General features: G+C 48.1%; 21 protein-coding genes. 12 read left to right on the plus strand and 9 right to left on the minus strand.

Annotation, left to right across the window (positions count from 1 at the left end):
* Nucleotides 1–29: 29 nt before the first annotated feature.
* Nucleotides 30–1,001 (minus strand): NAD-dependent epimerase/dehydratase family protein, encoded by a 972-nt coding sequence (locus tag ACO0K2_RS09040; protein WP_423017906.1) that lies wholly within the window; start codon nt 999–1,001, stop codon nt 30–32.
* Between the two features lie 53 nt (nt 1,002–1,054).
* Complete coding sequence (gene kbl, locus ACO0K2_RS09045; protein ID WP_423017908.1) at nt 1,055–2,260, minus strand: glycine C-acetyltransferase; 1,206 nt, start codon at nt 2,258–2,260, stop codon at nt 1,055–1,057.
* A 146-nt stretch (nt 2,261–2,406) separates the two neighbouring features.
* On the opposite strand from kbl, the gene ACO0K2_RS09050 reads away from it, so the two are divergent.
* The 6 genes from ACO0K2_RS09050 to ACO0K2_RS09075 all read left to right on the plus strand — a co-directional run bounded on the left by ACO0K2_RS09050 (nt 2,407) and on the right by ACO0K2_RS09075 (nt 9,637).
* On the plus strand, nt 2,407–2,979 hold the full coding sequence (locus ACO0K2_RS09050; RefSeq protein ID WP_423017910.1) for a helix-turn-helix domain-containing protein: 573 nt from the start codon (nt 2,407–2,409) through the stop codon (nt 2,977–2,979).
* Nucleotides 2,980–3,231: 252 nt separating this feature from the next.
* Nucleotides 3,232–5,538 (plus strand): FdhF/YdeP family oxidoreductase, encoded by a 2,307-nt coding sequence (locus tag ACO0K2_RS09055; protein ID WP_423017912.1) that lies wholly within the window; start codon nt 3,232–3,234, stop codon nt 5,536–5,538.
* A gap of 6 nt (nt 5,539–5,544) precedes the next feature.
* Nucleotides 5,545–5,847 carry a hypothetical protein gene (locus tag ACO0K2_RS09060; protein WP_423017914.1) on the plus strand — a complete coding sequence of 101 codons (303 nt, stop codon included), beginning with the start codon at nt 5,545–5,547 and terminating at the stop codon, nt 5,845–5,847.
* Between the two features lie 3 nt (nt 5,848–5,850).
* A complete protein-coding gene (fdhD, locus tag ACO0K2_RS09065) occupies nt 5,851–6,750 on the plus strand; it encodes a formate dehydrogenase accessory sulfurtransferase FdhD (RefSeq protein ID WP_423017916.1) in 900 nt (299 codons plus the stop codon).
* Between the two features lie 109 nt (nt 6,751–6,859).
* The gene (gene thrC, locus ACO0K2_RS09070) at nt 6,860–8,320 is read left to right on the plus strand and encodes a threonine synthase (RefSeq protein ID WP_423017918.1); all 1,461 of its coding nucleotides are present in this window, start codon (nt 6,860–6,862) and stop codon (nt 8,318–8,320) included.
* 117 nt (nt 8,321–8,437) lie between these two features.
* The gene (locus ACO0K2_RS09075; protein ID WP_423017920.1) at nt 8,438–9,637 is read left to right on the plus strand and encodes a hypothetical protein; all 1,200 of its coding nucleotides are present in this window, start codon (nt 8,438–8,440) and stop codon (nt 9,635–9,637) included.
* Between the two features lie 86 nt (nt 9,638–9,723).
* Here the strand turns inward: ACO0K2_RS09075 and ACO0K2_RS09080 are convergent, their stop codons facing one another.
* Together ACO0K2_RS09080 and ACO0K2_RS09085 are read right to left on the minus strand one after the other, a co-directional pair.
* On the minus strand, nt 9,724–11,418 hold the full coding sequence (locus tag ACO0K2_RS09080) for an AMP-binding protein (RefSeq protein WP_423017922.1): 1,695 nt from the start codon (nt 11,416–11,418) through the stop codon (nt 9,724–9,726).
* Nucleotides 11,419–11,568: 150 nt separating this feature from the next.
* Nucleotides 11,569–12,471 carry an EamA family transporter gene (locus ACO0K2_RS09085; protein WP_423018472.1) on the minus strand — a complete coding sequence of 301 codons (903 nt, stop codon included), beginning with the start codon at nt 12,469–12,471 and terminating at the stop codon, nt 11,569–11,571.
* A 238-nt stretch (nt 12,472–12,709) separates the two neighbouring features.
* On the opposite strand from ACO0K2_RS09085, the gene ACO0K2_RS09090 reads away from it, so the two are divergent.
* The 5 genes from ACO0K2_RS09090 (at nt 12,710) to ACO0K2_RS09110 (ending at nt 17,363) form a co-directional block, all read left to right on the plus strand.
* Entirely contained in the window at nt 12,710–13,585 is an 876-nt protein-coding gene (locus ACO0K2_RS09090) for a PhzF family phenazine biosynthesis protein (RefSeq protein WP_423017924.1), read from the plus strand.
* Nucleotides 13,586–13,716: 131 nt separating this feature from the next.
* Nucleotides 13,717–14,832 carry a bifunctional 3,4-dihydroxy-2-butanone-4-phosphate synthase/GTP cyclohydrolase II gene (ribBA, locus tag ACO0K2_RS09095; RefSeq protein ID WP_423017926.1) on the plus strand — a complete coding sequence of 372 codons (1,116 nt, stop codon included), beginning with the start codon at nt 13,717–13,719 and terminating at the stop codon, nt 14,830–14,832.
* Nucleotides 14,833–14,971: 139 nt separating this feature from the next.
* Nucleotides 14,972–15,469 (plus strand): 6,7-dimethyl-8-ribityllumazine synthase, encoded by a 498-nt coding sequence (gene ribH, locus ACO0K2_RS09100; protein ID WP_423018474.1) that lies wholly within the window; start codon nt 14,972–14,974, stop codon nt 15,467–15,469.
* A gap of 142 nt (nt 15,470–15,611) precedes the next feature.
* Nucleotides 15,612–16,073 (plus strand): transcription antitermination factor NusB, encoded by a 462-nt coding sequence (nusB, locus tag ACO0K2_RS09105; protein WP_423017928.1) that lies wholly within the window; start codon nt 15,612–15,614, stop codon nt 16,071–16,073.
* Nucleotides 16,074–16,193: 120 nt separating this feature from the next.
* The gene (locus tag ACO0K2_RS09110) at nt 16,194–17,363 is read left to right on the plus strand and encodes a pyridoxal phosphate-dependent aminotransferase (RefSeq protein ID WP_423017930.1); all 1,170 of its coding nucleotides are present in this window, start codon (nt 16,194–16,196) and stop codon (nt 17,361–17,363) included.
* 121 nt (nt 17,364–17,484) lie between these two features.
* Here the strand turns inward: ACO0K2_RS09110 and ACO0K2_RS09115 are convergent, their stop codons facing one another.
* Nucleotides 17,485–18,417 carry a transglycosylase SLT domain-containing protein gene (locus ACO0K2_RS09115; RefSeq protein WP_423017933.1) on the minus strand — a complete coding sequence of 311 codons (933 nt, stop codon included), beginning with the start codon at nt 18,415–18,417 and terminating at the stop codon, nt 17,485–17,487.
* A gap of 483 nt (nt 18,418–18,900) precedes the next feature.
* Here ACO0K2_RS09115 and ubiD point away from each other — a divergent pair, with 483 nt between their 5' ends.
* Nucleotides 18,901–20,385 (plus strand): 4-hydroxy-3-polyprenylbenzoate decarboxylase, encoded by a 1,485-nt coding sequence (ubiD, locus tag ACO0K2_RS09120; protein WP_423018476.1) that lies wholly within the window; start codon nt 18,901–18,903, stop codon nt 20,383–20,385.
* Nucleotides 20,386–20,522: 137 nt separating this feature from the next.
* Here ubiD and ACO0K2_RS09125 read toward each other — a convergent pair whose 3' ends face one another.
* The 4 genes from ACO0K2_RS09125 to ACO0K2_RS09140 form a co-directional block, all read right to left on the minus strand.
* Complete coding sequence (locus ACO0K2_RS09125) at nt 20,523–21,296, minus strand: peptidylprolyl isomerase (RefSeq protein WP_423017935.1); 774 nt, start codon at nt 21,294–21,296, stop codon at nt 20,523–20,525.
* Between the two features lie 50 nt (nt 21,297–21,346).
* A complete protein-coding gene (locus ACO0K2_RS09130; protein WP_423017937.1) occupies nt 21,347–21,619 on the minus strand; it encodes a BolA family protein in 273 nt (90 codons plus the stop codon).
* Nucleotides 21,619–22,239 (minus strand): septation protein A, encoded by a 621-nt coding sequence (locus ACO0K2_RS09135; protein ID WP_423017939.1) that lies wholly within the window; start codon nt 22,237–22,239, stop codon nt 21,619–21,621. Before ACO0K2_RS09135 ends, ACO0K2_RS09130 begins: the two co-directional genes overlap by 1 nt.
* A 172-nt stretch (nt 22,240–22,411) precedes the next feature.
* Nucleotides 22,412–23,914, minus strand: a complete 1,503-nt coding sequence (locus ACO0K2_RS09140) for a protein adenylyltransferase SelO (protein WP_423017941.1) — start codon at nt 23,912–23,914, stop codon at nt 22,412–22,414.
* Nucleotides 23,915–24,026 lie beyond the last annotated feature (112 nt).

The following is a 24,026-nucleotide window of genomic DNA, read 5'->3' on the forward strand; positions in this document are numbered from 1 at the left end:
CGCAGCGGCATGGTTGCCTTGATCGTCCGTTAGGCTGCTTTATTGAGCTCCTTCGCTTCGACACGGACGTTTTTCAACATGTCCGATACCAAGTGCGCTAAGCCAACTTGCGCTTCCCAACCCCAATCGGCACGGGCTTGGCTATCATCGAGGCTTTGCGGCCATGAAGCAGCAATCGCCTGACGACTATCAGGTGCGTAGTGTATTTCAAATGCAGGCAAATTTTGTTTGATTGCAGCAGCTAATTCCCGCGGATTAAAACTTAAACCAGCGACATTGTACGAAGAACGTATAGAAAGTTTGGTTGCTGGCGCATCCATCAGGGAAATCGTGGCACGAATGGCGTCTGGCATGTAAATCATTGGCAATGTTGTTTCCGCTTCCAAGAAGCAGTTGTACGTTTCGCCACGTAAAGCTGCATGGAAAATGGCGATCGCGTAATCCGTGGTACCGCCACCTGGTGGTGATTTAAAGCTGATGATGCCTGGGTAACGAATACTTCTGACATCTACACCATATTTTTCATAGTAATACTCGCACAGACGTTCGCCCGCTAATTTGCTGATGCCGTAGATGGTGCTTGGGTCCATCACTGTATATTGCGGTGTGTTGACGGCAGGTGTGTTAGGACCAAATGCGGCAATCGAAGATGGCCAAAATACTTTCAACGGTTTCCCAGCTTCCTTACGAACGCGAGCGAGTTCGAGAATGTTGAGTAAGCCATCCATGTTCAGCTCCCAGGCTTTTAATGGTGCTTTTTCGCCGGTTGCTGATAGCAATGCTGCGAGTTGATACACTTGTGTTACTTCATATTGTTCAACCACGTCGGCAATACGTTGCGCATTGAGAACGTCAATGACCTCGTAGATCGCAGCGCCATACAGGCTTTTTGGCGTAATGTCCGCCGCAATCACATTGGCTGCGCCATGCTGAAGCGCGAGTGCTTCGACGAGCTCACTACCGATTTGGCCGTTCGCGCCGATGACTAAAATTTTTTCCATGTTCATTCCTGATGATTCTTGATAATTCTTGATAATTCGTTGCTGCATTCAAATTACTTGATCAAGCCCAGTTCGCGACCTGCTTGAGCAAAAGCGGCGAGGGCGGTGTTGAGTTGGTCGATACTGTGCGCAGCGGACAATTGCACGCGTACACGCGCCTGACCCATCGGTACCACGGGATAAAAGAATCCAGTAACAAAGACACCTAATTCATAGAGACGTGCTGCGAATTGTTGTGCAATGGGTGCGTCAAACAACATGACAGGGACGACAGGGTGCGTGCCTGGCTTGATCGTGAAGCCAAGTGCCACAATCTCGCGACGGAAATGTTCCGTATTGGCATGGAGACGATCACGTAATTCTGTTGATGAAGATAAACGCTGCAGCACCGAGAGTGATGCGCCAGCAATCGATGGTGCCAAGGTGTTAGAGAACAAATAAGGGCGTGATTTTTGACGCAATGTGTCGATGACTTCTTTGCGTCCAGCGGTAAAACCACCCATAGCACCACCGAGCGCTTTGCCCAATGTGCCAGTGATGATGTCGATTTTACCCATCACATGATGGTGCTCGTGTGTTCCGCGACCAGTTGCACCCATAAAACCGGAGGCATGGCATTCGTCGATCATGACTAATGCGTCGTATTTCTCTGCTAATGCGCAAATTTTATCTAGCTGAGCGATCGTGCCGTCCATTGAAAACACGCCGTCAGTCACAATAATGCGATGACGCTTATCGGCTGCCGCTTGCAATTGTGTCTCTAGATCCGCCATATCATTGTGCGCATAGCGGAAGCGCGCTGCCTTACAAAGGCGAATCCCGTCGATGATCGATGCGTGATTCAATGCGTCAGAAATAATGGCATCGTTCTCATCAAATAATGGCTCAAAGACACCGCCATTGGCATCAAATGCCGCTGCGTACAGGATGCAATCTTCTGTACCTAGGAAAGTCGCAATTGCGTGTTCCAATTGCTTATGGACGGTTTGTGTGCCGCAGATAAAGCGGACCGACGACAGGCCATAACCAAATTTTTCCGTCGCCTCGATAGACGCTTGCACCATGGATTCATCGCCTGACAAACCCAGATAGTTGTTCGCGCACAAATTGATGAGTGTACGGCCGTCATCACAAACAACTTCAGCACCTTGGCGGGAGGCAATAATGCGTTCTTTTTTGAACAATCCCTGATCGCGCAACTGATCGAGATTTCCCGCAAGCTTATTGATAAATTGTTGTCTTGACGTCGTTGCGCTCATGTTGATCTCCGGAGTGTAGGTGTCTGAACTATCTGCTGTTACACTAATGTCAGAAAGTTTCAATCATTCTTGAATATTCGATATTTAGAACTAAAATTCGATATATCGAATATTAATCTTACTTTTTTAACGGTGCAATAGTCTTTATGAAAAAAGTTTTGTCCAATACGCCGCCGGAAGTGGGCGCGACTTTGCAAAAAATGCGTCTGGAGCGGGGACTGACGTTGGAGGATTTATCTCGAACAGCGGGTGTTTCTAAATCAATGCTGTCACAAATTGAAAGAGAGAAAGCAAATCCGACGATTGCCGTTACATGGCGCTTGGCGAACGCGCTAGGGGTGTCTATTGCAGAATTGTTATCGTCCGAAGGGCCAAAACTCGATGATATTCGCATTTTAGAAGCACACGAGACACCGACGCTACCCGGTGAACACGCTGGATACACGCTGCGGATATTGGGCCCGATGGAGTTGGCTGGAAAATATGAATGGTATGAAGTCACATTGGCACCAGGTGGTGCCTTGGTGTCGAATTCGCATGATCCAGGTGCGGTGGAGCACTTGACTGTGTTGCATGGCAGTATTGAAGTGGAAGTGGAGGCAAGTCGTAAAAAAGTGAAGGTTGGTGCAACAGCGCGCTACGATGCGGATAAGAACCATGCCATTCGCAACACTGGTAAAACAGAAGCAAAAGCATTGTTGGTCGTTATTCACCGCTAGTCGCCGAAAGTAAGCTCAAGATCTGCGCCGTCTGGTTCGCCATTGCGGGTTTGCTTGTCGTGGAAGGCGGCGTTGTTACATCTACTCACAAATATCCGTCGAGTGAACAGTGAATTTTGATGTTGTCTGTATTGCACTTTTATCCTATTCCGTCCATGATCATCGTCAAATCCAAAAGTGAGACGATGGCGTGAATAAAAGCCTGTCACGAGGCTGCTATCACGGTAAAAGAGAAGGGTAAAAGAATAAGCAATGAGTAAAAAGACGATTGAAATCTATGACCGTCCTGCGGGTGGTTGGGGGGCATTGAAAAGCGTTGCTCAGCAGATTTTTGAGCAGGGTATTCCCGCAAAAGGGGTGCGCACCTTGTTTGCCGCTAATCAGCCTGACGGGTTTGATTGTCCCGGCTGCGCATGGCCCGATGCGGACCATACATCGACGTTTGAGTTTTGTGAAAACGGTGCAAAGGCAGTTGCTGCCGAATCAACAGGACGCCGCGCGACGCCGGACTTGTTTGCAAAAATGTCGGTAACCAAGCTTGCCGAGCAGACAGATCATTGGCTGGAAGGGCAGGGGCGATTAACCCATCCGCTCCGCTATGATCCCGCAACAGATCATTACAAACCGCTATCATGGGATGCCGCGTTTGAGATCATTGCGACGCATCTCAATGCACTTCCTTCGCCAAACGATGCGATATTTTATACATCTGGCAGAACCAGCAATGAAGCTGCCTTTCTGTATCAATTGTTTGTGCGCGAGTTTGGTACGAATAACTTTCCTGACTGCTCTAACATGTGTCATGAGCCGTCTGGCTATGCGATGCGCGAAGCCGTCGGTGTTGGGAAAGGAACGGTGCTGCTTGAGGATTTTCAACACGCCGATGCCATTTTTATCTTCGGTCAAAATCCAGGAACAAATCACCCTCGCATGTTAGGAGAGTTGCGGGCGGCGTCAAAACGGGGCGCGGCCATCGTCTCTTTTAATCCTCTACGTGAGCGTGGTCTAGAGAAGTTTCAAAATCCTCAAGATATGAAAGAAATGCTATCGGGGCAATCAACGGTCATTTCTTCACAATACCTGCAAGTCAAGATCGGCGGGGATCTCGCTGCGGTCAAAGGCATCATCAAATACGTACTTGAACAAGATTTGCTCGCGCAGCAGCAAGGACAGCCTCGCTTACTTGACACCGAGTTCATCGCGTCACATACCGCAGGTTTTGATGCGTTTGCCGATGATGTGTTAGCAGAACCATGGGAGACGATCACTGCTGGGTCGGGCTTGAGTCGAGAGCAAATTGAAGCCGCTGCAACGACGTATCTTCGTGCCGAAAAAGTGATCGCGTGTTGGGGGATGGGGATTACGCAGCACAAGCATGCCGTAGCGACGATACGCATGATTAGCAATTTATTGCTTATTCGTGGTCATATTGGTCGTCTGGGTGCGGGGCTTTGCCCTGTCAGGGGACACAGCAACGTGCAGGGTGACCGTACGATGGGTATCGACGAAAAACCGAAAGCGGAATTTTTAAAACGTTTAGGCGCTGTCTTTGATTTCAATCCACCTCAAGAGCATGGTTATGACACCATCGGTGCTATTGAAGCGATGCTTGCATCATCCGATAAAGTGTTCTTCGCTTTAGGCGGCAATTTTGCCGTGGCGGCTCCGGATACTGCGGTTACCGAACGCGCTTTGCGTCACTGTGCGTTGACGGTGCATGTGACAACGAAACTTAATCGTAGCCATCTGGTGCATGGGCGCGATGCGTTGATTCTGCCTTGTTTAGGTCGAACGGAAATTGATATGCAGGCATCCGGACCCCAAGCTGTCACGGTGGAGGATTCCATGAGTATGGTGCATTTGTCGTCCGGCATTAATCCTCCCGCCTCGCCGGATTTGCTCTCAGAACCGATGATCATTGCCCGTCTTGCGTCTGCAACACTCAAGCATAGAAGTCGTACTGATTGGATGGGAATGGTGGCGCATTATGATGTGATTCGTGACAAGATTGCGGATGTGTTTCCACAGTTTGCGAACTTTAATGCAAGGGTGCATGTACCTGGTGGATTCCATTTGCGTAACACAGCACGCGAGCGTGTCTGGAATACACCAACACGAAAAGCGAATTTTTTTGCTTTCCCTCTACCAGTCAATGCGTCTCCATCGCACACAGCGCAATCGCTGTCGTCACCGGTATTTACCTTGGCAACGATTCGATCACATGATCAATACAACACAACAATCTATGGTCTCAATGACCGCTACCGCGGCGTTTTTGGAGAACGCCGTGTGTTGTTCATCCATGAAAGGGATATTACCGAGCTTGGTATGCAGGCAGGTGATTGGGTTGATATATCGAGTATCAGTGATGACCCCGTGAAACGGTGCGTGAAGCGCTTTATGCTGGTCGCCTATGATATTCCTCGGGGGTGTTTGGCGGCCTATTTTCCAGAAACAAATGGCTTGGTTCCTTTATCGAGTTATGCTGATTTTGCAAGAACGCCGACCTCAAAGTCGATTCCTGTGGTGTTGTCACCGCACCATCCTGAGACACCGTGAGCGACGATGGCAACAACGATTCTTGAGATCTTGGCAAATGACCCAGCGCTGATGCCGTTGGTCGAAGGAGTCGTACGCGAGTTAGCATTATGTTCAGAGCCTGTGTCGGCGCTGAAGGTCAGCAAGCGTCTTGGTGTCAGGATGAGTACTTTGCTGCGCTGCCTTGCTTTTCTGGGAGATGGTAATATTGGCGGGTATCCAGCCTTGGGATGGGTCGTGTCGCAGCAAGACGGTGATCGTTTATTGTTGCGTCTGAGCCGCCAAGGACAGCTGGTTTTCGAAGAAATCGCTAATAACCGGAATCATTGAGTCATGAAGTTACCTACAGCGACAACGTCCGATGTCCCTTCAGAGGCGGGCGGGGAGCCACACGTTGCCATCGCCATTACTAACGTTGATATTGAGCGGCATTCTTTTTCCTCTCAGGATGCAGTTGTTGAATCTGACGTGGTGTCTCAGGAGGTACCGATTGCGTTGGTATTTAATGGGATATCCCACGCGGTCATGATGGCAAGTCCCATTGATCTTGAAGATTTTGCTTATGGTTTCGCGCTCTCTGAAAACATTGTCGATTCTCTCGCACAAATTTACGATATGGAAGTCGTGCAGTCGGCCGCCGACGAGGGTGGTCAAGCCGTGGGCGTTGAAGTGCATCTGCAGATTGCGCAAGCTTGTTTCATGAGACTGAAGGAAAAGCGTCGTACATTGTCCGGCCCGACGGGATGTGGTTTATGTGGCATTGAGAGCTTGCAAGCGCTCGATCTTACGGCTGGTTCTTGTCAATCGATACCGACAACCTTAACGATCACAAAATCAGTGTTGCAGCGCGCCTTTGCACACATCAATGAAAAACAGGTGATTAATGCAATGACTGGATCCATGCATGCGGCAGCGTGGGTGGATTTGCAAGGTGATATTGTCTTGCTGCGCGAAGATGTGGGGCGTCATAATGCATTGGATAAACTCATCGGTGCTATCGCACAAAGGAAAGCACTTGCTGATCGTGCAGGGTTCGTCATTATGAGCAGTCGTGCCAGTTATGAATTGGTACAGAAGTGCGCTCGGGCCGGCGTTTCGGTGCTGGCGACGGTGTCAGCACCAACGAGTCTGGCAATTTCAATGGCGCGTGATGCCGGAATTTGTCTCATTGGGTTTGTGCGACGCACTGGTTTTGTCGTCTATACTCATCCAGATCGCCTTATTGCCGAATGAAACTCGCAATTTAATAGGATTGCGCCGAATTTGCGTTGGTTTTGAGGCCTTAAGGACGATATAATAGAGAGAATATTCGACTTTCACCTTCATTCTTCTCTGTCATCTTATGCAATACGCTTCTACACGCGGGCATACCGCAGCGCAGTCTTTTTCTGAAATCTTGTTAGGTGGTCTGGCGCCGGACGGTGGCTTGTATTTACCGCAAGTGTACCCTCAAGTTACTCACGAAGAACTCAACGAATGGCGCACGCTGTCTTATGCTGATCTTGCATTTGCAGTGTTGAGCAAATTTGCGACCGATATTCCAGCCGCAGATTTAAAAGCAATTACAGATAAAACGTACACCGCCGCTGTTTACCGCAATGCCCGTGCTGGCGAGGATGCAGCGCAAATTACGCCGTTGCGCACCCTTGAATCAACAGCTGACCGCACATTGGTATTGCAGGCGCTTTCAAACGGACCCACATTAGCATTTAAAGATATGGCAATGCAGTTGCTGGGTAACTTGTTTGAATATACCTTAGCGAAAAATAATGCAGAGTTAAATATTTTTGGTGCCACCTCGGGTGATACTGGTAGCGCGGCAGAATATGCCATGCGTGGCAAGAAGGGCATCCGTGTTTTTATGCTATCACCGCATAAAAAAATGAGCGCGTTCCAAACAGCGCAGATGTTCAGTTTGCAAGATCCTAATATTTTTAACATCGCCGTCGAAGGTGTGTTCGATGATTGCCAAGATATGGTGAAGGCCGTATCCAATGATCTAGCCTTCAAACAGTATCAAAAAATCGGCACCGTCAACTCCATCAACTGGGCGCGCGTAGTGGCTCAAGTGGTGTACTACTTCCGGGGCTATCTGAGTGCAACGACTGACAATAGTCAACGTGTCTCATTTACGGTTCCTTCTGGCAATTTTGGTAATATTTGTGCCGGACACATCGCTCGTATGATGGGACTGCCGATTGCTAAGCTGGTTGTGGCGACGAACGAGAACGACGTGTTAGACGAATTTTTCCGGACAGGGATCTATCGCGTTCGTAAGTCCGCTGAGACCTGGCATACGACAAGCCCATCGATGGATATTTCTAAAGCCTCTAATTTTGAGCGTTTTATTTTTGATTTACTTGATGGTGATGCTGCGCGTGTAAAAGCCTTGTTCAATAAGGTGGAAAAAGAAGGGGGCTTTGATTTATCTGGTCAGCCAGGTAGTGATGGCGATGAATTTAAAAAAGTCGCTCAATTTGGTTTTGTGTCTGGCAAATCAGTTCATGCCGATCGCTTACAAACAATCAGAGCCGTCGAAAAGCAATACGGCATCACCATCGATACCCATACGGCAGATGGCATCAAAGTCGCACTGGAACATGTGGAGCCAGGAATTCCAATGATTGTGTTGGAGACCGCATTGCCTGCTAAATTTAATGAAACCATTAAAGAAGCCCTGGGGCGCGACGCTGAACGTCCAGCAGGGTTTGAAGCAATTGAATCGCTGCCGCAGCGTTTTGAGGTCATGTCAACCGATGTCGCGACGATGAAGGCATTCATCGCAGAAAAAACGGGACTCTAAATTAATCTTCGTGTTATCGATTAGACGAATCACGAAAAAAGGGCGACAGTGGTCGCCTTTTTTTATTTTTAAGTTATTTCCATGCATAATGCCTCATCCCCTCGACAACAGGTTGCCATGAATTTTCCGTCTTACCCCATCGTTTTTCGCACACCTGTCTGGCAACGCTTGGTGATTATTTGCGTTGGCATTTTCCTCTGCTTTGTGGGTGCGGTGATGCTCACTCTGTTGCGCCATGATAGTGGTGTCGGCCTCATCGTTGGGTTGGTCATCCTTATCCTTGGCGTAGTATTGCCGCTTTTATCCATCACATCTAGACTGGAGCTGTATCACGATAGGATTGCGCAGTCGAGCGCGTTTGGGCAGCGAGAATTGTATCGTCATGACATCGACGGTTATCGTCGTCGCATCGTCAAAAACGCCACAATGATCGATGTGATGCCACTCCATCAGAGCCAAAAGAAAATCACTGTTTCCAAGCCTTTCTCGACTGATCCACAATTTATTTCATGGTTGATGGACTTACGTAATCTCGACGAGATCGATGAACGCTTGGCGCAACAAGAGATAGCACATGATGTTGATCTGGGAGCTACGCCGGAAGAGCGCATGTTGACGCTTAAAAATTGGCGCCGTACGCTCAATGTTGTTGGCTATGGATTTATTGCGCTCAGCATCGGCATGTTTTTTCTGCCCGTGCCATCGTCCATGTTGATACTTTTTCTGCTCAGCGGCCCGTGGCTGTGTATCGGACTACTTGCAAAGTCGCGCCACTTTACCTTAATTGAATTGGATAAAGTGAATTTGCTGCGTAAATTGAATTTGCAGCCACTGATGATGTTTTCATCGGTCAGTTTTTACATGCTTTTGCTTGGCATTCGTCCGGGTTTGGCGACTTTTCCGCTGCATTGGCAAAAACCGCTGATCATGGGCTTAACGGGCGGTTTATCGATGCTTTTCTTGGTGATCTGCTTATCGCGTGGTGCCAAGCTCACGTGGACAGGGATCTTCGGATTTTTCCCATCATTGGTGATCTATGCGGGTGGGGCCGTTATTTTGCTCAATACCACGCTCGATCATCATGAAGCAACACGCTATGAGCTCGTGGTCGTCGGGAAACACATGACAACCGGAAAAGGCGCGGCGAATTATCTTGACGTGAGAAGTAGAGATGAAACCTATCGGGGTGACACCTCATTCAAGGTTTCACGTTCCGCCTATGACGCTACTCCAATAGGCAACAGCGTCTGTGCCAGCATTCATCCGGGTACTTTTCACATGCCATGGGAAAACCTGGTGCCGTGCGACACGCCTTAATTTCTTAGCGGAGCACCGTTTGTGCAGTTCCACTCCTACTAATACAGGAGTGGAATGTTTTACGATTACGGCTCAAAGTCGCTCTTCTAGGCAGTTTTGCTTTCTTCTAGATTGAGTAGCTCTCGCATCATTTCACGCATCTTAAATTTCTGCACTTTTCCTGTGATGGTCATCGGAAATGCATCAACAAAACGGAGATAGCGAGGGATCTTGTAATGCGCGATTTGACCTTGGCAAAACGTACGGATGTCTTGCTCCGTCACTTGTTCACCAGGTCGCACAATGATGAGCGCACATAATTCCTCACCGTATTTTTTATCCGGAACACCAATCACCTGCACATCTTGAATTTGAGGGTGACGATATAAGAATTCTTCGATCTCACGTGGATAGACGTTCTCACCACCACGAATCACCATGTCCTTCATGCGACCAACGATATTAACGTAACCTTCATCATCCATCGTAGCAAGATCACCTGTATGCATCCAGCCCTCGGTATCGATCGCTTCCGCTGTCTTTGCTGGGTCGCCCCAGTAGCCCTTCATGACCGAATAGCCTAAGGTGCACAGTTCGCCAGTTTCTCCCCTCGGTACCACATTGCCTGTATTTGGATCGACGATTTTGACTTGTAAATGCGGTTGCACCTGACCGACGGTGGAGACGCGTTTTTCTAATGAGGTTTCAACATTACTTTGACAACTAACAGGACTGGTTTCGGTCATGCCGTAGGCAATCGTGATTTCGCTGATGTGCATATCTCGAACGACACGTTTCATCACTTCGATGGGGCATGGTGAACCCGCCATGATGCCGGTGCGCAGCGTGGATAAATCGAATTCTGCAAAACGAGGGTGGTCGAGCTCGGCGATAAACATTGTTGGCACACCGTGTAGACCCGTACATTGTTCGTTTTGCACAGCCTCTAACACCAGCAAGGGATCAAAAGAGGCGTTCGGGAAAACGATGCAAGCACCGTGTGTGAGGCATGCGAGATTGCCTAAGACCATCCCGAAGCAATGGTAAAGCGGAACCGGAATGCATAAGCGATCGTGCTCTGTGAGGTGCATTGCTTCCCCAACAAAGAAACCATTATTCAGAATATTGCGGTGAGTAAGTGTCGCCCCTTTGGGGAACCCCGTCGTGCCACTAGTAAATTGAATATTGATCGCATCGTCATTTTTCAATGAAGCACCAATGGTTGTGAGGCGCGTATCGCTTGGTGATCCACGTTGCATCAAATCCGCAAAACGAAGCATGCCAGTTACCTCTTGTTCGCCCAAGTGGATCACCATTTTTAATGCAGGGAGTCGCGCCGCAGTTAAGTGGCCTACTGCGCATTGAGATAATTCGGGTGCTAATTCATTGATCATTCCAAGGTAATTACTTCCCTTGAAATCGCACATGGTGATAAGCGCTTTACAACCTACTTTATTTAACGCGTATTCCAATTCGGAGACGCGATAGGCGGGATTGATATTAACGAGGATGACGCCAATTTTCGCTGTTGCAAGTTGCGTCAATAGCCATGGTGCGTTGTTATTAGACCAGATCGCCAATCGGTCACCCACTTCGAGACCTGATTCAAGCAATGCACTCGCTAAGCGATTTGATTCTTGTTGCAATTCACGGTAACTCCAGCGAATGCCCTCATGACACGAAACCAGTGCAGGACGCTCTGGGTAGCGTTCTACCATGCCGTCAAAAAAATGTCCTAACGACTGCTCGATGAGGGGTTGTTCGGTACTACCTATGTCAATGCTTAAACGCGGTGTTTGCATGCAAGTGTCCCTTTGCAAAAGTCAGTAATAACAAGTTCTGTTGGTAAGGCTTTCGTTGTTCAATGGTGGAATCATTCCATCATATGCGAAGTTATTTTACGTAGATATACCGATGTCGCTTTCTCGTCGTTTTGCGAGTGCTGGAGCCTTCTAGGGATGTGCTTTGATATTCATCATGGCATTCCATAACTTCAGACCAAACACATTGACCAATAAACCTCCCATGACAACCATGGCACCGATGACCTGTAAAAACGTTAGCGCTTCTCCTAAAATTACCCATGCCGTTGTGAGTCCCACGACGGGCACAAGCAGGGTCAAGGGGGCGACGGTATGCGTCGGCAACGCGGAAAGCAGCTTGCCCCATAAGGTGTACCCAATCAGGGTGGCAGCAAACGCAAGATAAGCCAGCGACAATGCCGACGGTAAGGTCATGTGCCGAAGACTAAAGGCAATGGCGTCTTCGCCTTCAAAATAGAAAGAAAGAGCAAAAAAGGGGAGGATAGGGACAAGGGCACTCCACGATACCAAGCTGAGTACCGCCGTTGGACCGATCTTTTTATTGATCACGTTACCCGTGGCCCAAGAAGCCGCCGCGCATAGGGTCAACAAAAAACCGATGAGCGTTACATGGCTGCCTGTTTGATGAATACTGATACTCCCCAATAGCGCCAGTCCTAGGCTCGCGATCAGCATGCCGATGAGATTGCTTGTACGTAATCTGTCGCCAAAGACCATTGCTGATAGCCCAACAGTAAAAAATGCTTGTGACTGCAACACAAGCGACGCCAGTCCCGCTGGCATGCCGAGAGACATTGCAGAAAATAAAAAAGCAAACTGTCCGAGACTAATCGTGAGCGCATAAGTCACCAGCAGTTTCCAAGGCACTGTTGGCCTTGGGATAAAGAAAATCGACGGAATCGCCACAAGCGAAAACCGCAACCCACCCATCAACAACGGAGGAATGCCTTTTAAACCAATCTTGATCACGACAAAGTTCATCCCCCATAAAAGAACGACGATAAGGGCGGTCATGAGGTGGCGTGGGGTCAGGGTTTGCTCGGACATTGTTGATTGTTTTCGATGGTGTTGGATGGTCTTAGCTTACCAGTGATCTGTCGTCGCAGTCTGCGTCCCTTGTTTTTTTGTCCGATCGTTATTGCTGGGGCAAACGGCATTTTTCTGTATTGTGAACTGAAAACTTGACGCGAAACTTTCAATGTTGGCGATATGGCAAATAAAATCGTCATACAATGCGTCCTTGTCAAACATTTGGCGTCAAACTACCCCCATGGATCTGAAAAGAACTTTTCCTTACCGTCTTTTGAATGTATTTGCTGAGTCTGTCTTCGGTGGTAATCCTCTCTGCGTCGTTGAGCGGGCGGAGGGGTTATCTGACGAAGAAATGCAGGCATTAGCATTGCAATTTAATTTGTCTGAAACCTGCTTTATTCTTCCCTCAGAAAAAGCCACGGCGAGGATGCGTATTTTTACCCCCGAGACAGAAATGGCGTTTGCCGGACATCCAAGTATCGGAACGGCGTCTGTCGTTCAAGCGTTATTCCAAACGGGAGATGCATTGACACTCGAATGTCAGGCTGGAATTGTTCCGTTACACCTCAACGATGGGATATGGACGTTTGCAGCGCCGAAGGCCCCACAAGTGGCCCCTTGCCAGATCAGTAGCGCCGAACTGGCACCGATGCTTGGTTTGTCGAGGGAAGATATAGCGGGAGAGCCTCTTTGGATCAATACGGGATCTGACCAATTGCTTATACCGCTGGTGAGCGTTGATGCGGTTCATCGGGCAAAATTAAATAGTCACCTGATGGATAAGTGGCCGAAAAGTAGCCTTGGGCGACAAACGGGATATGTCTTTGCGATAACAGAAGGGACGTCGCCAAGCACGTCGGCAGTTCAGGTGACGGCGAGATACTTTTTTGTTCGTCATGGTGGCTGTGGAGAAGATCCAGCAACGGGATCTGCCTGCGCCAATTTGGGTGGCTGGTGGTTGCATCATCACCGTGCTATTCCCGTCAAAATGACGGTAACGCAGGGTGTTCAAATGAAACGCCCAAGTCAGCTTTATCTCGAATTGCTGAGTAATAAGACCATACAAGTCGGGGGTAAAGTGATAGAAATTGGGCGCGGCATGATCCAAATCTAGGAAAAACGCTTTAAAAGAACAGAAAGCACGGGAAGTGTAGGGCGAAATCCTTTAAAATAACGGCTTCTTTCAAATGCAGTTGGCAGTGCTCGTGCAAAGCACTTGAGCAAAGACCCTTCAGGATACCCCCTATGAGCATGTCTAATACCCAAGAAATCGTCGCAGAGCTGCGGGCTGGCCGCATGGTCATTCTGGTTGACGAGGAAGATCGTGAGAATGAAGGCGACCTGATTATGGCCGCCGAGTTCGTGACACCTGAGGCCATTAATTTTATGGCAAAGTTTGGTCGCGGACTGATTTGTCTGACCTTAACCGAAGAACGCTGCGATGAGTTAAATCTCGCGATGATGACGACACGTAATGGTACGTCGTTTGGTACCAACTTTACGGTGTCGATCGAAGCAGCTGAAGGCGTAACGACAGGGATCTCAGCAGCCGACCGTGCGCGGACAGTGCAGGTTGCTGTTAATAAAAAGTCAACGGCGAATGATATCGTCCAGCCAGGTCACGTGTTCCCTTTAAAGGCGCAAAAAGGCGGCGTGTTAATGCGCGCTGGTCATACTGAGGCGGGCTGTGATCTGGCAGAGCTGGCTGGTTTAACACCGGCTTCCGTGATCTGCGAGATCATGAAAGACGACGGCACGATGGCACGTTTGCCGGATCTGATCGAATTTGCCAAAGAACATCAATTAAAAATCGGTACGATTGCCGATTTAATTCACTATCGCAGCCAAACTGAGAGTATTGTTGATCGTGTCGCAGAACGCGAAATGCAAACAGTACACGGTAGTTTTAAAGCAGTGGTATATCGTGACAAGCCGAGTGGTTCGGCACACTTGGCATTAATTCATGGCGCTATTTCGCCAGAAAAAGAAGCCTTGGTCCGCGTTCACCAGCCTGTGTCGATTTTAGATTTGCTCGAAAGCAAAGCGACCACCCATTCATGGAACATTGCTGCTGCAATGCAAGCTGTGCAAGCCGCAGAATCGGGCGTGATTGTTTTATTAAATTGCGAAGAAACGGCTGAGCAGATGTTTGACCAGTTTAAGGCGCTGAATGCACCTGAAACAAAGCCGGTCGGACGTGCTGCTAGCATGGATTTGCGCAACTACGGCATTGGTGCGCAGATTTTGAAAGATGTTGGCGTCGGTAAAATGAAATTGCTGGCAAATCCACGTAAGATGCCATCGATGATGGGATTTAATCTGGAGGTCGTTGGCTACCTCGATAAGCCTTGCAATCAATAAGAAGCTTGCTTATTGAAACTTTGGCATTGCACTTTGCATTGATAGCATGACATCGCTGCGGTGCATGCCGTTTCAATTGAATAAAAATACACATAATTTTGAATAGAATGAGGCGCACGAGCGCAGAAGAGAGAATATGATGACAGTTGGACACTACGAATCAAATCTGGATGGCGCAGGTGTACGTATCGGTATCGTACAGGCACGCTTTAACGAAACAGTTGGCAATGGCCTCTTGTCTGCGTGTTTGGCGGAACTGACACGTCTTGGTGTCATGAACGAGGACATCCTCCATGTGACGGTACCTGGTGCGTTAGAAGTACCTCTGGCGCTGCAAAAATTAGCAGAAACCAATCAGTTTGATGCCTTGATCGCTCTTGGCGCAGTGATTCGTGGTGAAACTTACCACTTTGAGTTGGTATCGAACGAATCTGGTGCTGGTATTACACGTGTTGGTCTGGATGCAGGCATTCCGATTGCTAACGCCATCTTGACGACCGAGAACGATGAGCAGGCAGAAGTGCGTATGCATGAAAAAGGCGCTGACGCTGCACGTGTGGCAGTAGAAATGGCGAATTTGACGCTGGCGCTGGAGGAATTGGCGGAAGCGACAGAGGATGTCGACTACGACGCCTAAATCAGGGTAGCATCTTGCTGAGTGAGAGGTTCCACCACTCGGCAATGATGATGAAAAACGCAAGCGCGAACCGTTCTCAAGATTTAGCGAAGTCGGCGCAAAGTAGTTATGCTTGCAGGAAATAATTTAGTAAGAGAAAACAATGAATAATAAAACGCAACACGCCAATCCAAGTAAAAGCCGCTCGCCGCGCCACCGCGCCCGCGAATTCGCGCTGCAGGGTCTCTATCAGTGGTTGCTCAATAACGAAGATTCTGGTGTGATTGACGCGCATATTCGTCAGGCGCACGGATTTGATAAAGCTGATCGCGAGCATTTTGATGCGTTATTGCACGGCGCCATCAATCATTCCATCGCACTTCGCGAAGAATTCGTTCCTTTGATCGATCGTGGCATTCAAGAATTATCACCGATTGAGCATGCAGCATTGCTGATCGGTGCCTATGAATTAAAAAATCATATTGAAATTCCCTACCGCGTCGTCATCAATGAAGCTGTTGAATTGACTAAATCATTCGGTGGTATCGACGGACACAAATACGTCAATGGTGTACTGGATAAGCTAGCCGTCAAGCTGCGTCCACAAGAGGTTGGTGCGAAATAAACCGCGCCGTCCTCGCAGTTCTGTATCACAGACGATACCGCCTTTTTTCTTTGAGAAAACTGGCGGTTTTTTTATCAATATTGATTGTCGCCTTGTACCACTGGTGACTAAGAAATGCTTATGGAAAATCAACTCGCCTCACGTTTAGATCACATCGCACCGTTTCACGTTATGGAGTTAATGAAAATGGCCGCCGCCCTTGAGTCGGAAGGACGTCATTTGATTCATATGGGAATTGGAGAGCCGGACTTTACTGCACCACAACAAGTCATCGATGCAGCAGCAAAGGCGATGGCGGATGGTCGACTTCAATATACGTCAGCATTGGGGGTGCCCGCATTACGTGAAGCGATTTCAGCACATTATCGCGATCAATTCGGGGTCCATGTGCCTGCGTCGCGTATTGTTGTGACCGCCGGTGCGTCAGCGGCACTGCTGTTGGCATGTGCGGCGCTGGTGGAAGCCGGTAGTGAAGTGCTGATGCCAGATCCGTCTTACCCATGCAATCGACATTTCGTCGCTGCATTTGAAGGGCAGGCGAGGCTGGTGGCAAGTGGTCCTACACACCGTTTTCAATTATCGGATGATATGGTGCGTGACAACTGGACAGAAAAGACCGCTGGCGTTTTACTTGCTTCGCCATCCAACCCAACCGGTACCTCGATCGAGCGTGGTGAGTTGAAAAAAATTATCGCTAGTGTCAAAGAGCGTGGTGGTTTTACGATCGTGGACGAGATTTATCAGGGGCTTTCTTATGATGCTGCGCCATTTTCTGCGCTGTCATTAGATGACGATGTCGTTGTGATTAATAGCTTCAGTAAATATTTTAATATGACCGGGTGGCGACTGGGGTGGCTCGTCATCCCAGAGCGCATGGTGCCAGCGCTTGAGAAGTTGGCGCAAAACCTCTTTATTTGCCCATCGTCTGTGGCGCAGTATGCCGCGCTGGCTTGCTTTTCTCCGGATGTAATCGCAATCTATGAGCAACGAAAAGCAGAGTTTAAACGTCGTCGTGACTTTATCGTGCCTGCACTCCGAGAATTAGGATTTGGGATCCCTGTCATGCCTGATGGTGCTTTTTACGTTTATGCCGATTGCTCACGATTCACAGAGGATGCGGACGCGTTTGCCAAACAGGTCTTAACAGATGTTGGTGTTGTCATTGTTCCGGGTCTCGATTTTGGGCCCGCCACAGCCACATCATATGTACGTTTGTCGTATGCCAACTCATTTGAGAATCTTCAGGAGGCTGTCGCTCGTCTGAGAAAATTTCTGCTTGCAAGGGGATGACGCCAGTAACATCGGACTCGATCAGTTGTTGTCTGTATTGAGGATGTAAAAAAAGCTGCCATGACGTGATGTCGTGGCAGCTTTTTATATGACGTTGATGACGAGGGCTATTGAGGGTCCATCAAAGAGCGGCAACTTGATCTTTTGATTCCGTCTTCAGTTTTGCCTCATTAGGGTCATTTCTGATAACAGGAACAGCAGGATGTGCGGCTGGTGCTGTCGTAACGGGGTTAGCAAACACGGTCGGCACGTTTTTTCCAGCTGATACGTCTTTTAAACGTTTGTACTCAGTCATGACACGTGTGCCGTAACCTGCATCGTTGTCAAAGGCGCCTGCGCCGACATACAGTTTTAGACCCGCTTCGACCGATCCAGCGCGAGAGACGTAATCCTTGAGGATTAAGGCACCGACTTTGATGTTGGCGACTGGGTTGAGTGCGGCTTTGATGCCACCCATGTCTTCAAATTTTTCTTGATGCACTTTTGACATCACTTGCATCAATCCTTGTGCGCCGACAGGGCTTTCTGCGAAAGGATTTAAACCCGATTCAATGGCCATGACGGACAAAATCAGCAGCGGGTCGAGTTTGATATCCTTGGCTGTCAGATAAGCAGCTGAAACCAGCATGTTTGTCGCATCTGTGGCAACGCGATAGCGCTTAGAAAGCCAGTTTGTTACCCATTGCTGTTGGCGTTGTGTGCCGACCAATTTAAGATCGTCTTCACTTGTGCTCGCGGTGCGGATCGTCGCAGGTTGTGCGGCTTGATTTGGTGCTTGCATCAGCATTGCCAGGCTTGGTGGCGGTACTTCAGCTTCAGCCAGTTGTTCTGGCTCTGCAAACGGGGATAAATTTTTAAATTTATCTGCTAACTCTGGTTTGATAAACATCAGTGTTAGTAAGACGATGGCTGTGACGCCTGTCATTACCAGCAAGTGGCGCAAAATTGTGATGAAGCCACTTGTTGTATCACGTGCAACTGCATTGAGCGCAGCGCGTTTTTGTTCAGCGGATAATCCGCTTTGTTGTACAGCTAAAATAAAACGTTGAATCATGTAACCTCCTGAATCATCGCGATGTACGTACCTAAACTCAAGCGACATACAAAAACTACTTCACGAATCAGAAACATCGTCCTCGTCGCATGGCGCGATCTGAAGACGCCGGAGTTATTTATCTGTTTAAGTTCGTCACACTTGGTACTGGAGCCTCCAGCGATAAATAACTTTTTTTCGGGTGAAGGCAGACGCCTTTTGAAAACAATCCTTACAATGTCATGTGGGGCCCGATCCCCGTGAATGATGTTACCGTTATTGGTGAGACCCTCTTCGCACTTAAGGCGGTTGAACCCTACGTCTCTTCATCAAGTTGGGCGAATTGTAGGGGCGGTTTTATATCACGTCAATACTATCAAAATGAAATATCATTACTTTTAAATATAAAGAATTGCCTGGTTTCACATCAAAGTTCAATAAAATCAAATACTTAGATAAAAAAGCTTCACTAACTAGTTTAGACATACGAAAACGAGAAAAATGATTAAATATTCCGATTTGAGAGATTTTATTTCTCAATTGCAAGAGATGAATGAACTAAAGCAGATTGATATTCAGGTTTCTCCGCATCTAGAGATGACTGAGATCTGCGATCGCACTCTACGTGCCGAAGGACCTGCCCTGTTATTTAATAAACCGACAGGACATTCCATCCCTGTTTTAGGAAATTTATTCGGCACGCCGCGTCGTGTGGCGCTGGGAATGGGGGCTGATAATGTCACGGAGTTACGGCAGATTGGACATCTTTTATCTGCACTGAAAGAGCCAGAACCACCGAAAGGATTTAAAGATATTCTCGGTATGGGAAGCTTGGTCAAAGCAGTGTGGGATATGGCACCCAAAGAGTTACGTGGTGCGAAATGTCAAGAAATTGTCTGGGAAGGAAATGATGTTGATTTGGCGCGCTTGCCTATTCAGCACTGCTGGCCTGGTGACATCGCACCTTTGATTACCTGGGGCTTGGTTATTACGAAAGGGCCTAATAAGAAGCGACAGAATCTAGGTATTTATCGTCAGCAGGTGTTAGGGCGAAATAAAGTGATTATGCGTTGGTTGGCGCATCGCGGAGGCGCGTTAGATTTTCGTGAGCACTGCATCGTGAATAAAGGGAAACCGTACCCCATCGCAGTCGCATTGGGTGCTGATCCAGCAACGATCTTGGGTGCTGTCACACCGGTCCCTGATAGTTTGTCTGAATACCAGTTCGCTGGTTTATTGCGCGGAAGTCGCACTGAGCTTGTGAAGGCTATCGGGAGCGAGTTACGCATTCCAGCGTCGGCCGAGATTGTTTTGGAAGGGCATATTTATCCTGACGAGTCCCATCCGACCGGCTATGAACATGCCTTAGAGGGGCCGTACGGTGACCATACTGGATACTACAATGAGCAAGATTGGTTTCCTGTATTTACCATCGATCGTATTACGATGCGTCGTGACCCGATTTATCACTCAACGTACACAGGCAAACCACCTGATGAGCCTGCAGTGCTGGGGGTTGCATTAAATGAGGTGTTCATTCCTCTTTTGCAAAAACAATTTAGTGAGATTACTGATTTTTATTTGCCCCCTGAAGGATGTAGTTACCGCATGGCGGTCGTGCAGATGAAAAAGTCATATCCCGGCCATGCCAAGCGGGTCATGTTTGGTGTGTGGAGTTTTCTGCGCCAATTCATGTACACCAAATTTATTGTCGTGGTCGATGAAGACGTGAATATTCGCGACTGGAAAGAGGTGATCTGGGCGATTACGACACGTGTTGATCCTAGCCGTGATACCACGTTGGTCGATAACACACCGATCGATTACCTTGATTTTGCGTCGCCGGTGAGTGGCTTGGGGAGCAAAATGGGGATTGATGCGACAAATAAGTGGCCCGGTGAGACGGATAGAGAGTGGGGAACGACGATTGTGATGAGTGATGAGGTAAAAGGGCGGATAGACGCGCTTTGGCCCGATTTGGGCTTGTAAAACTTGTGCAGGGCAAGAGAAGTGACATTGCCCTGCCTACTTTTTGCGCACCAAAGTAAAAAGGGTGTACGTCTAACAACGTACACCCTTTTTTATTCAGCGAATCAGCTTCATTAGATCAGCTTCACTGAGTCAGCTTATTTGATTGTCGCTTTTTTCAACAATGCTTGTTGATAGTTTTGTACTTTTTGCTGTTGCAAACCATCGATAATTTGTGGTTTTACTTCTTCCAGCGTAGGGAATTTCAATGGGCGAACATCATCCAACTTGATGACGTGGAAGCCAAATTGGGTTTTCACAGGTGTTTCTGTGAATTGACCTTTTTGCAGTGCAACCATTGCCTCAGAGAACTGAGGAACGAAAGTGGCTGGTGTTGCCCAATCAAGATCGCCGCCTTTTGTTGCAGAACCAGTGTCTTTGGACTGTTTTGCCAGTTCTTCGAATTTAGCGCCTGCTTTCAACTTGGAAATGATGACTTTTGCGTCGTCTTCTTTGTCGACCAGAATATGGTAAGCGTGGTATTCCTTGTCGCCAGCTTGTGCTTTTGCTTTGTCGTATTCCGCTTGGATTTCAGCGTCTGTTACTGGGTTTTTCTTGATGTGTTCGATCATCAATGCGCGAATCAACAGAGATTGGCGTGCGATTTCTAACTGGTTTTTGACTTCTGGATTAGATGCTAAGCCGGATTTTTCAGCTTCTTGCATCAACACTTCGCGACTGATCAGTTCTTGTTTTACTTTAGCGCGAAGGTCTGGGGTGTCTTGTTGGCCTTGGGATGTCAATTGTTTGACAAGTGCATCAACGCGAGAAGAAGGAATGGCTTTACCATTCACTACAGCGAGATTTTGGGCCATTGCTGGCAAAGCAGTTGCAAGAAGTGCTACCAGCAAAAGAGCAGGTTTAAAAGTCATTGTCTGTTCCTAAATAACAAAATAAAAAAAACGGATTGTAAGTAAACTGCTTAGGTCGGTATCTCTGACGGTGCCAACGCGACAATTGCTAGCGCGTGAACTTCCGTGTGCATCATATCGCCAATGGCATCATACACCAGTCGATGACGAGAAATGCGATTTAACCCCTCAAAATCGTGAGAAATTATTTTCAAATTGTAATGCCCCCCTCCAGATGCGGCGCCAGCGTGTCCTGCGTGTGCTGCGGAATCGTCTTGAAGCTCGCACACCAAGGGTTTTAGGGCAAGTGTCAGTCGTGATTGCAGTTGATCTAAGCGCGACATTATGGCGTCTCCTCCATGTATTTTGATAAAAACAAACTTTGCACAACGATAAACGCTGGCGTAATCCCCACCATGGAAATCAGTTTAAAGTTGGCCCAGGTATCAGTCGAAAATTGAAACGCAACATAAATGTTGAGTAAGCCCATAACGAAAAAGTACCCAGCCCAAGCAAGACTCAAATTACTCCAAACCTGTTCTGGTAACTTGACTTGCGCCTCCATGACGGTACGAATCAGGTTTTTCTTGAAAACAAACTGTGCAAGTACAAATGCACCACAGTAGCACCAGTACAAAACCGTGGGTTTCCATTTGATGAACGTATCACTATGGAAGTAGATGGTTGCACCACCAAAGACCATGATGATAATGAAGGAGATCCACAACATAGCGTCCACTTTTTTTCGTCTGATCAGCAATGAAGAGATCTGAACGATCGAGGCAATTAATGTGACGGCCGTTGCGATCAATATTGGTGCTAAAGCCGGATCGCTGATGCCACCGGACACAAAACTTGAGAGGTATTTTTCCACCAGAGACTGCGCGGCGGGAACGTGTCCTTCGCCCCACTTGAAAGTCACGAAAAACAGAATTACTGGAAATAAATCAAAAAGAAATTTCATTCAATGCAGACGTCGTTGATGAGTTAAATAGCGAATTGGGTTGCTGGCGTGTGTGACCAGCGACCTCACTGACGCCGCACAACTGAGCGTCGCAGATGGTACACAATATTCTGATGTACGTCATGTGTTGATGCCTAGTTTTTAGCGGACGTTAGTGAGGTTTTGTGAACATTTATGATGAACAACTAACTTCGAGGTGCTTTGCCCAGTCAGGAGGTAGTGCTGCATAGGCTTCGTGTTCTGGTTGTTCATCAAAGGGTTTCTCTAATATGGCTAATAATTTGGCTATTTCAGAAAAATCTTTGTTTTGCGCCTTTTCGATCGCATTTTGGGCTAAATAGTTCCTTAAAATATATTTCGGATTGGTCGCCCGCATCCTCGCATGCCGATCGGATGCATCACTTGATTCCAAGTTGAGCCGCTCTCTATATCGTTCTAACCATGCTTTTAATGCTTCTCTGTCAATAAAGAGATCGAGTAGGGCGTTATCGTTCGTCGTCGAATGATTGTCAACGGCAGATAATGCGCGGAAACTTAGCGTGAAGTCGGCATGATTATTTTGCAATAACGTAAAGAAGTCATCTGTGAGCGCTTTGTCTGTCTCGTGGGGCGTGATGAACCCGAATTTCTTGCGTATCAACTCGGCCCACTTTGTCGTAAAACTTTTCGCATAGTTTGCCAGCGCCGCTTGCGTGTCTTCAACTGAGCCGATTAGTGGCAGTAGCGCCTGTCCAAGCGCATGTAGGTTCCAGTTACCGACGCTGGGTTGATTTCTGTATGAGTAGCGGCCTTGTTGGTCTGTGTGATTGCAGATGTGGTTCTCGTCGAATGCTTCCATGAAGCCAAAAGGACCGTAATCGATCGTTAATCCCAGAATCGACATATTGTCTGTGTTCATGACGCCATGCATAAACCCAACTGATTGCCACTGAGCCATCAATTCTGCGGTACGAAGGCTGATGGCCGCCAGTAACTGCTGATAAGGGTTGTCGGTGTCGTTGCATTCTGGGTAATAATGTTCAATGACAAAGTCAGCTAATGTCTTCAGGTCTTCATGGCGTCGGTTGTAATACCAGTGTTCAAACGAGCCAAATCGGATAAAGCTAGGGGCGAGACGGGTGACGACTGCCGTGGTTTCTGGTGCTTCACGGAAGACGTAATGATCAGAACCAGTCACGCACAATGCTCTTGAGGTGGGGATGCCCAGCGCATGCATCGCTTCGGAGCACAAAAATTCCCGAATTGACGATCTGAGAATAGCGCGTCCGTCTCCCGATCGAGAATACGGAGTGGGACCGGCTCCTTTGAGTTGAACCTCCAGTCGTTGCTGGTTTTTGTCGATGGCATCACCCAAGAGGATCGCGCGACCATCACCGAGTTGTCCCGCCCACACACCAAACTGATGTCCCGAGTAGACGCTCGCTAAGGGGGATGCCGTTGCTGGGACAAGGCTGCCGGTCAACAATCCAATAACGTCAGAGCGATCAAATTGCATTGGCGAGATGTGGAGCGCCTCAGCCTGTGCGACGCTCAGACCTACAAGATACGGTGAGGGAAGCGGCGTGGGCTGTAAATACGTATAAAAAGCAGGTGGAAGCGCGGCAAAACGACTCGTTTTTAAAAAAGTGTCGATGTCCAAGGCGTCGTCTGAAATCAAAGGTGTTGTTGCTGACATGGGAACGAGTTCTGAGTGAGAATGGCGTTCATTCTGCCAGAGTATGTCAACTTGTGTTGTCCAGCCCCATCGTTTGAAAAAAACATGGGTAAATCAGGGCAATGCTACGCAC

Origin of the sequence: Undibacterium sp. MH2W (assembly GCF_049340215.1) — a bacterium.
In the GTDB taxonomy this organism is placed as follows: domain Bacteria; phylum Pseudomonadota; class Gammaproteobacteria; order Burkholderiales; family Burkholderiaceae_D; genus Undibacterium.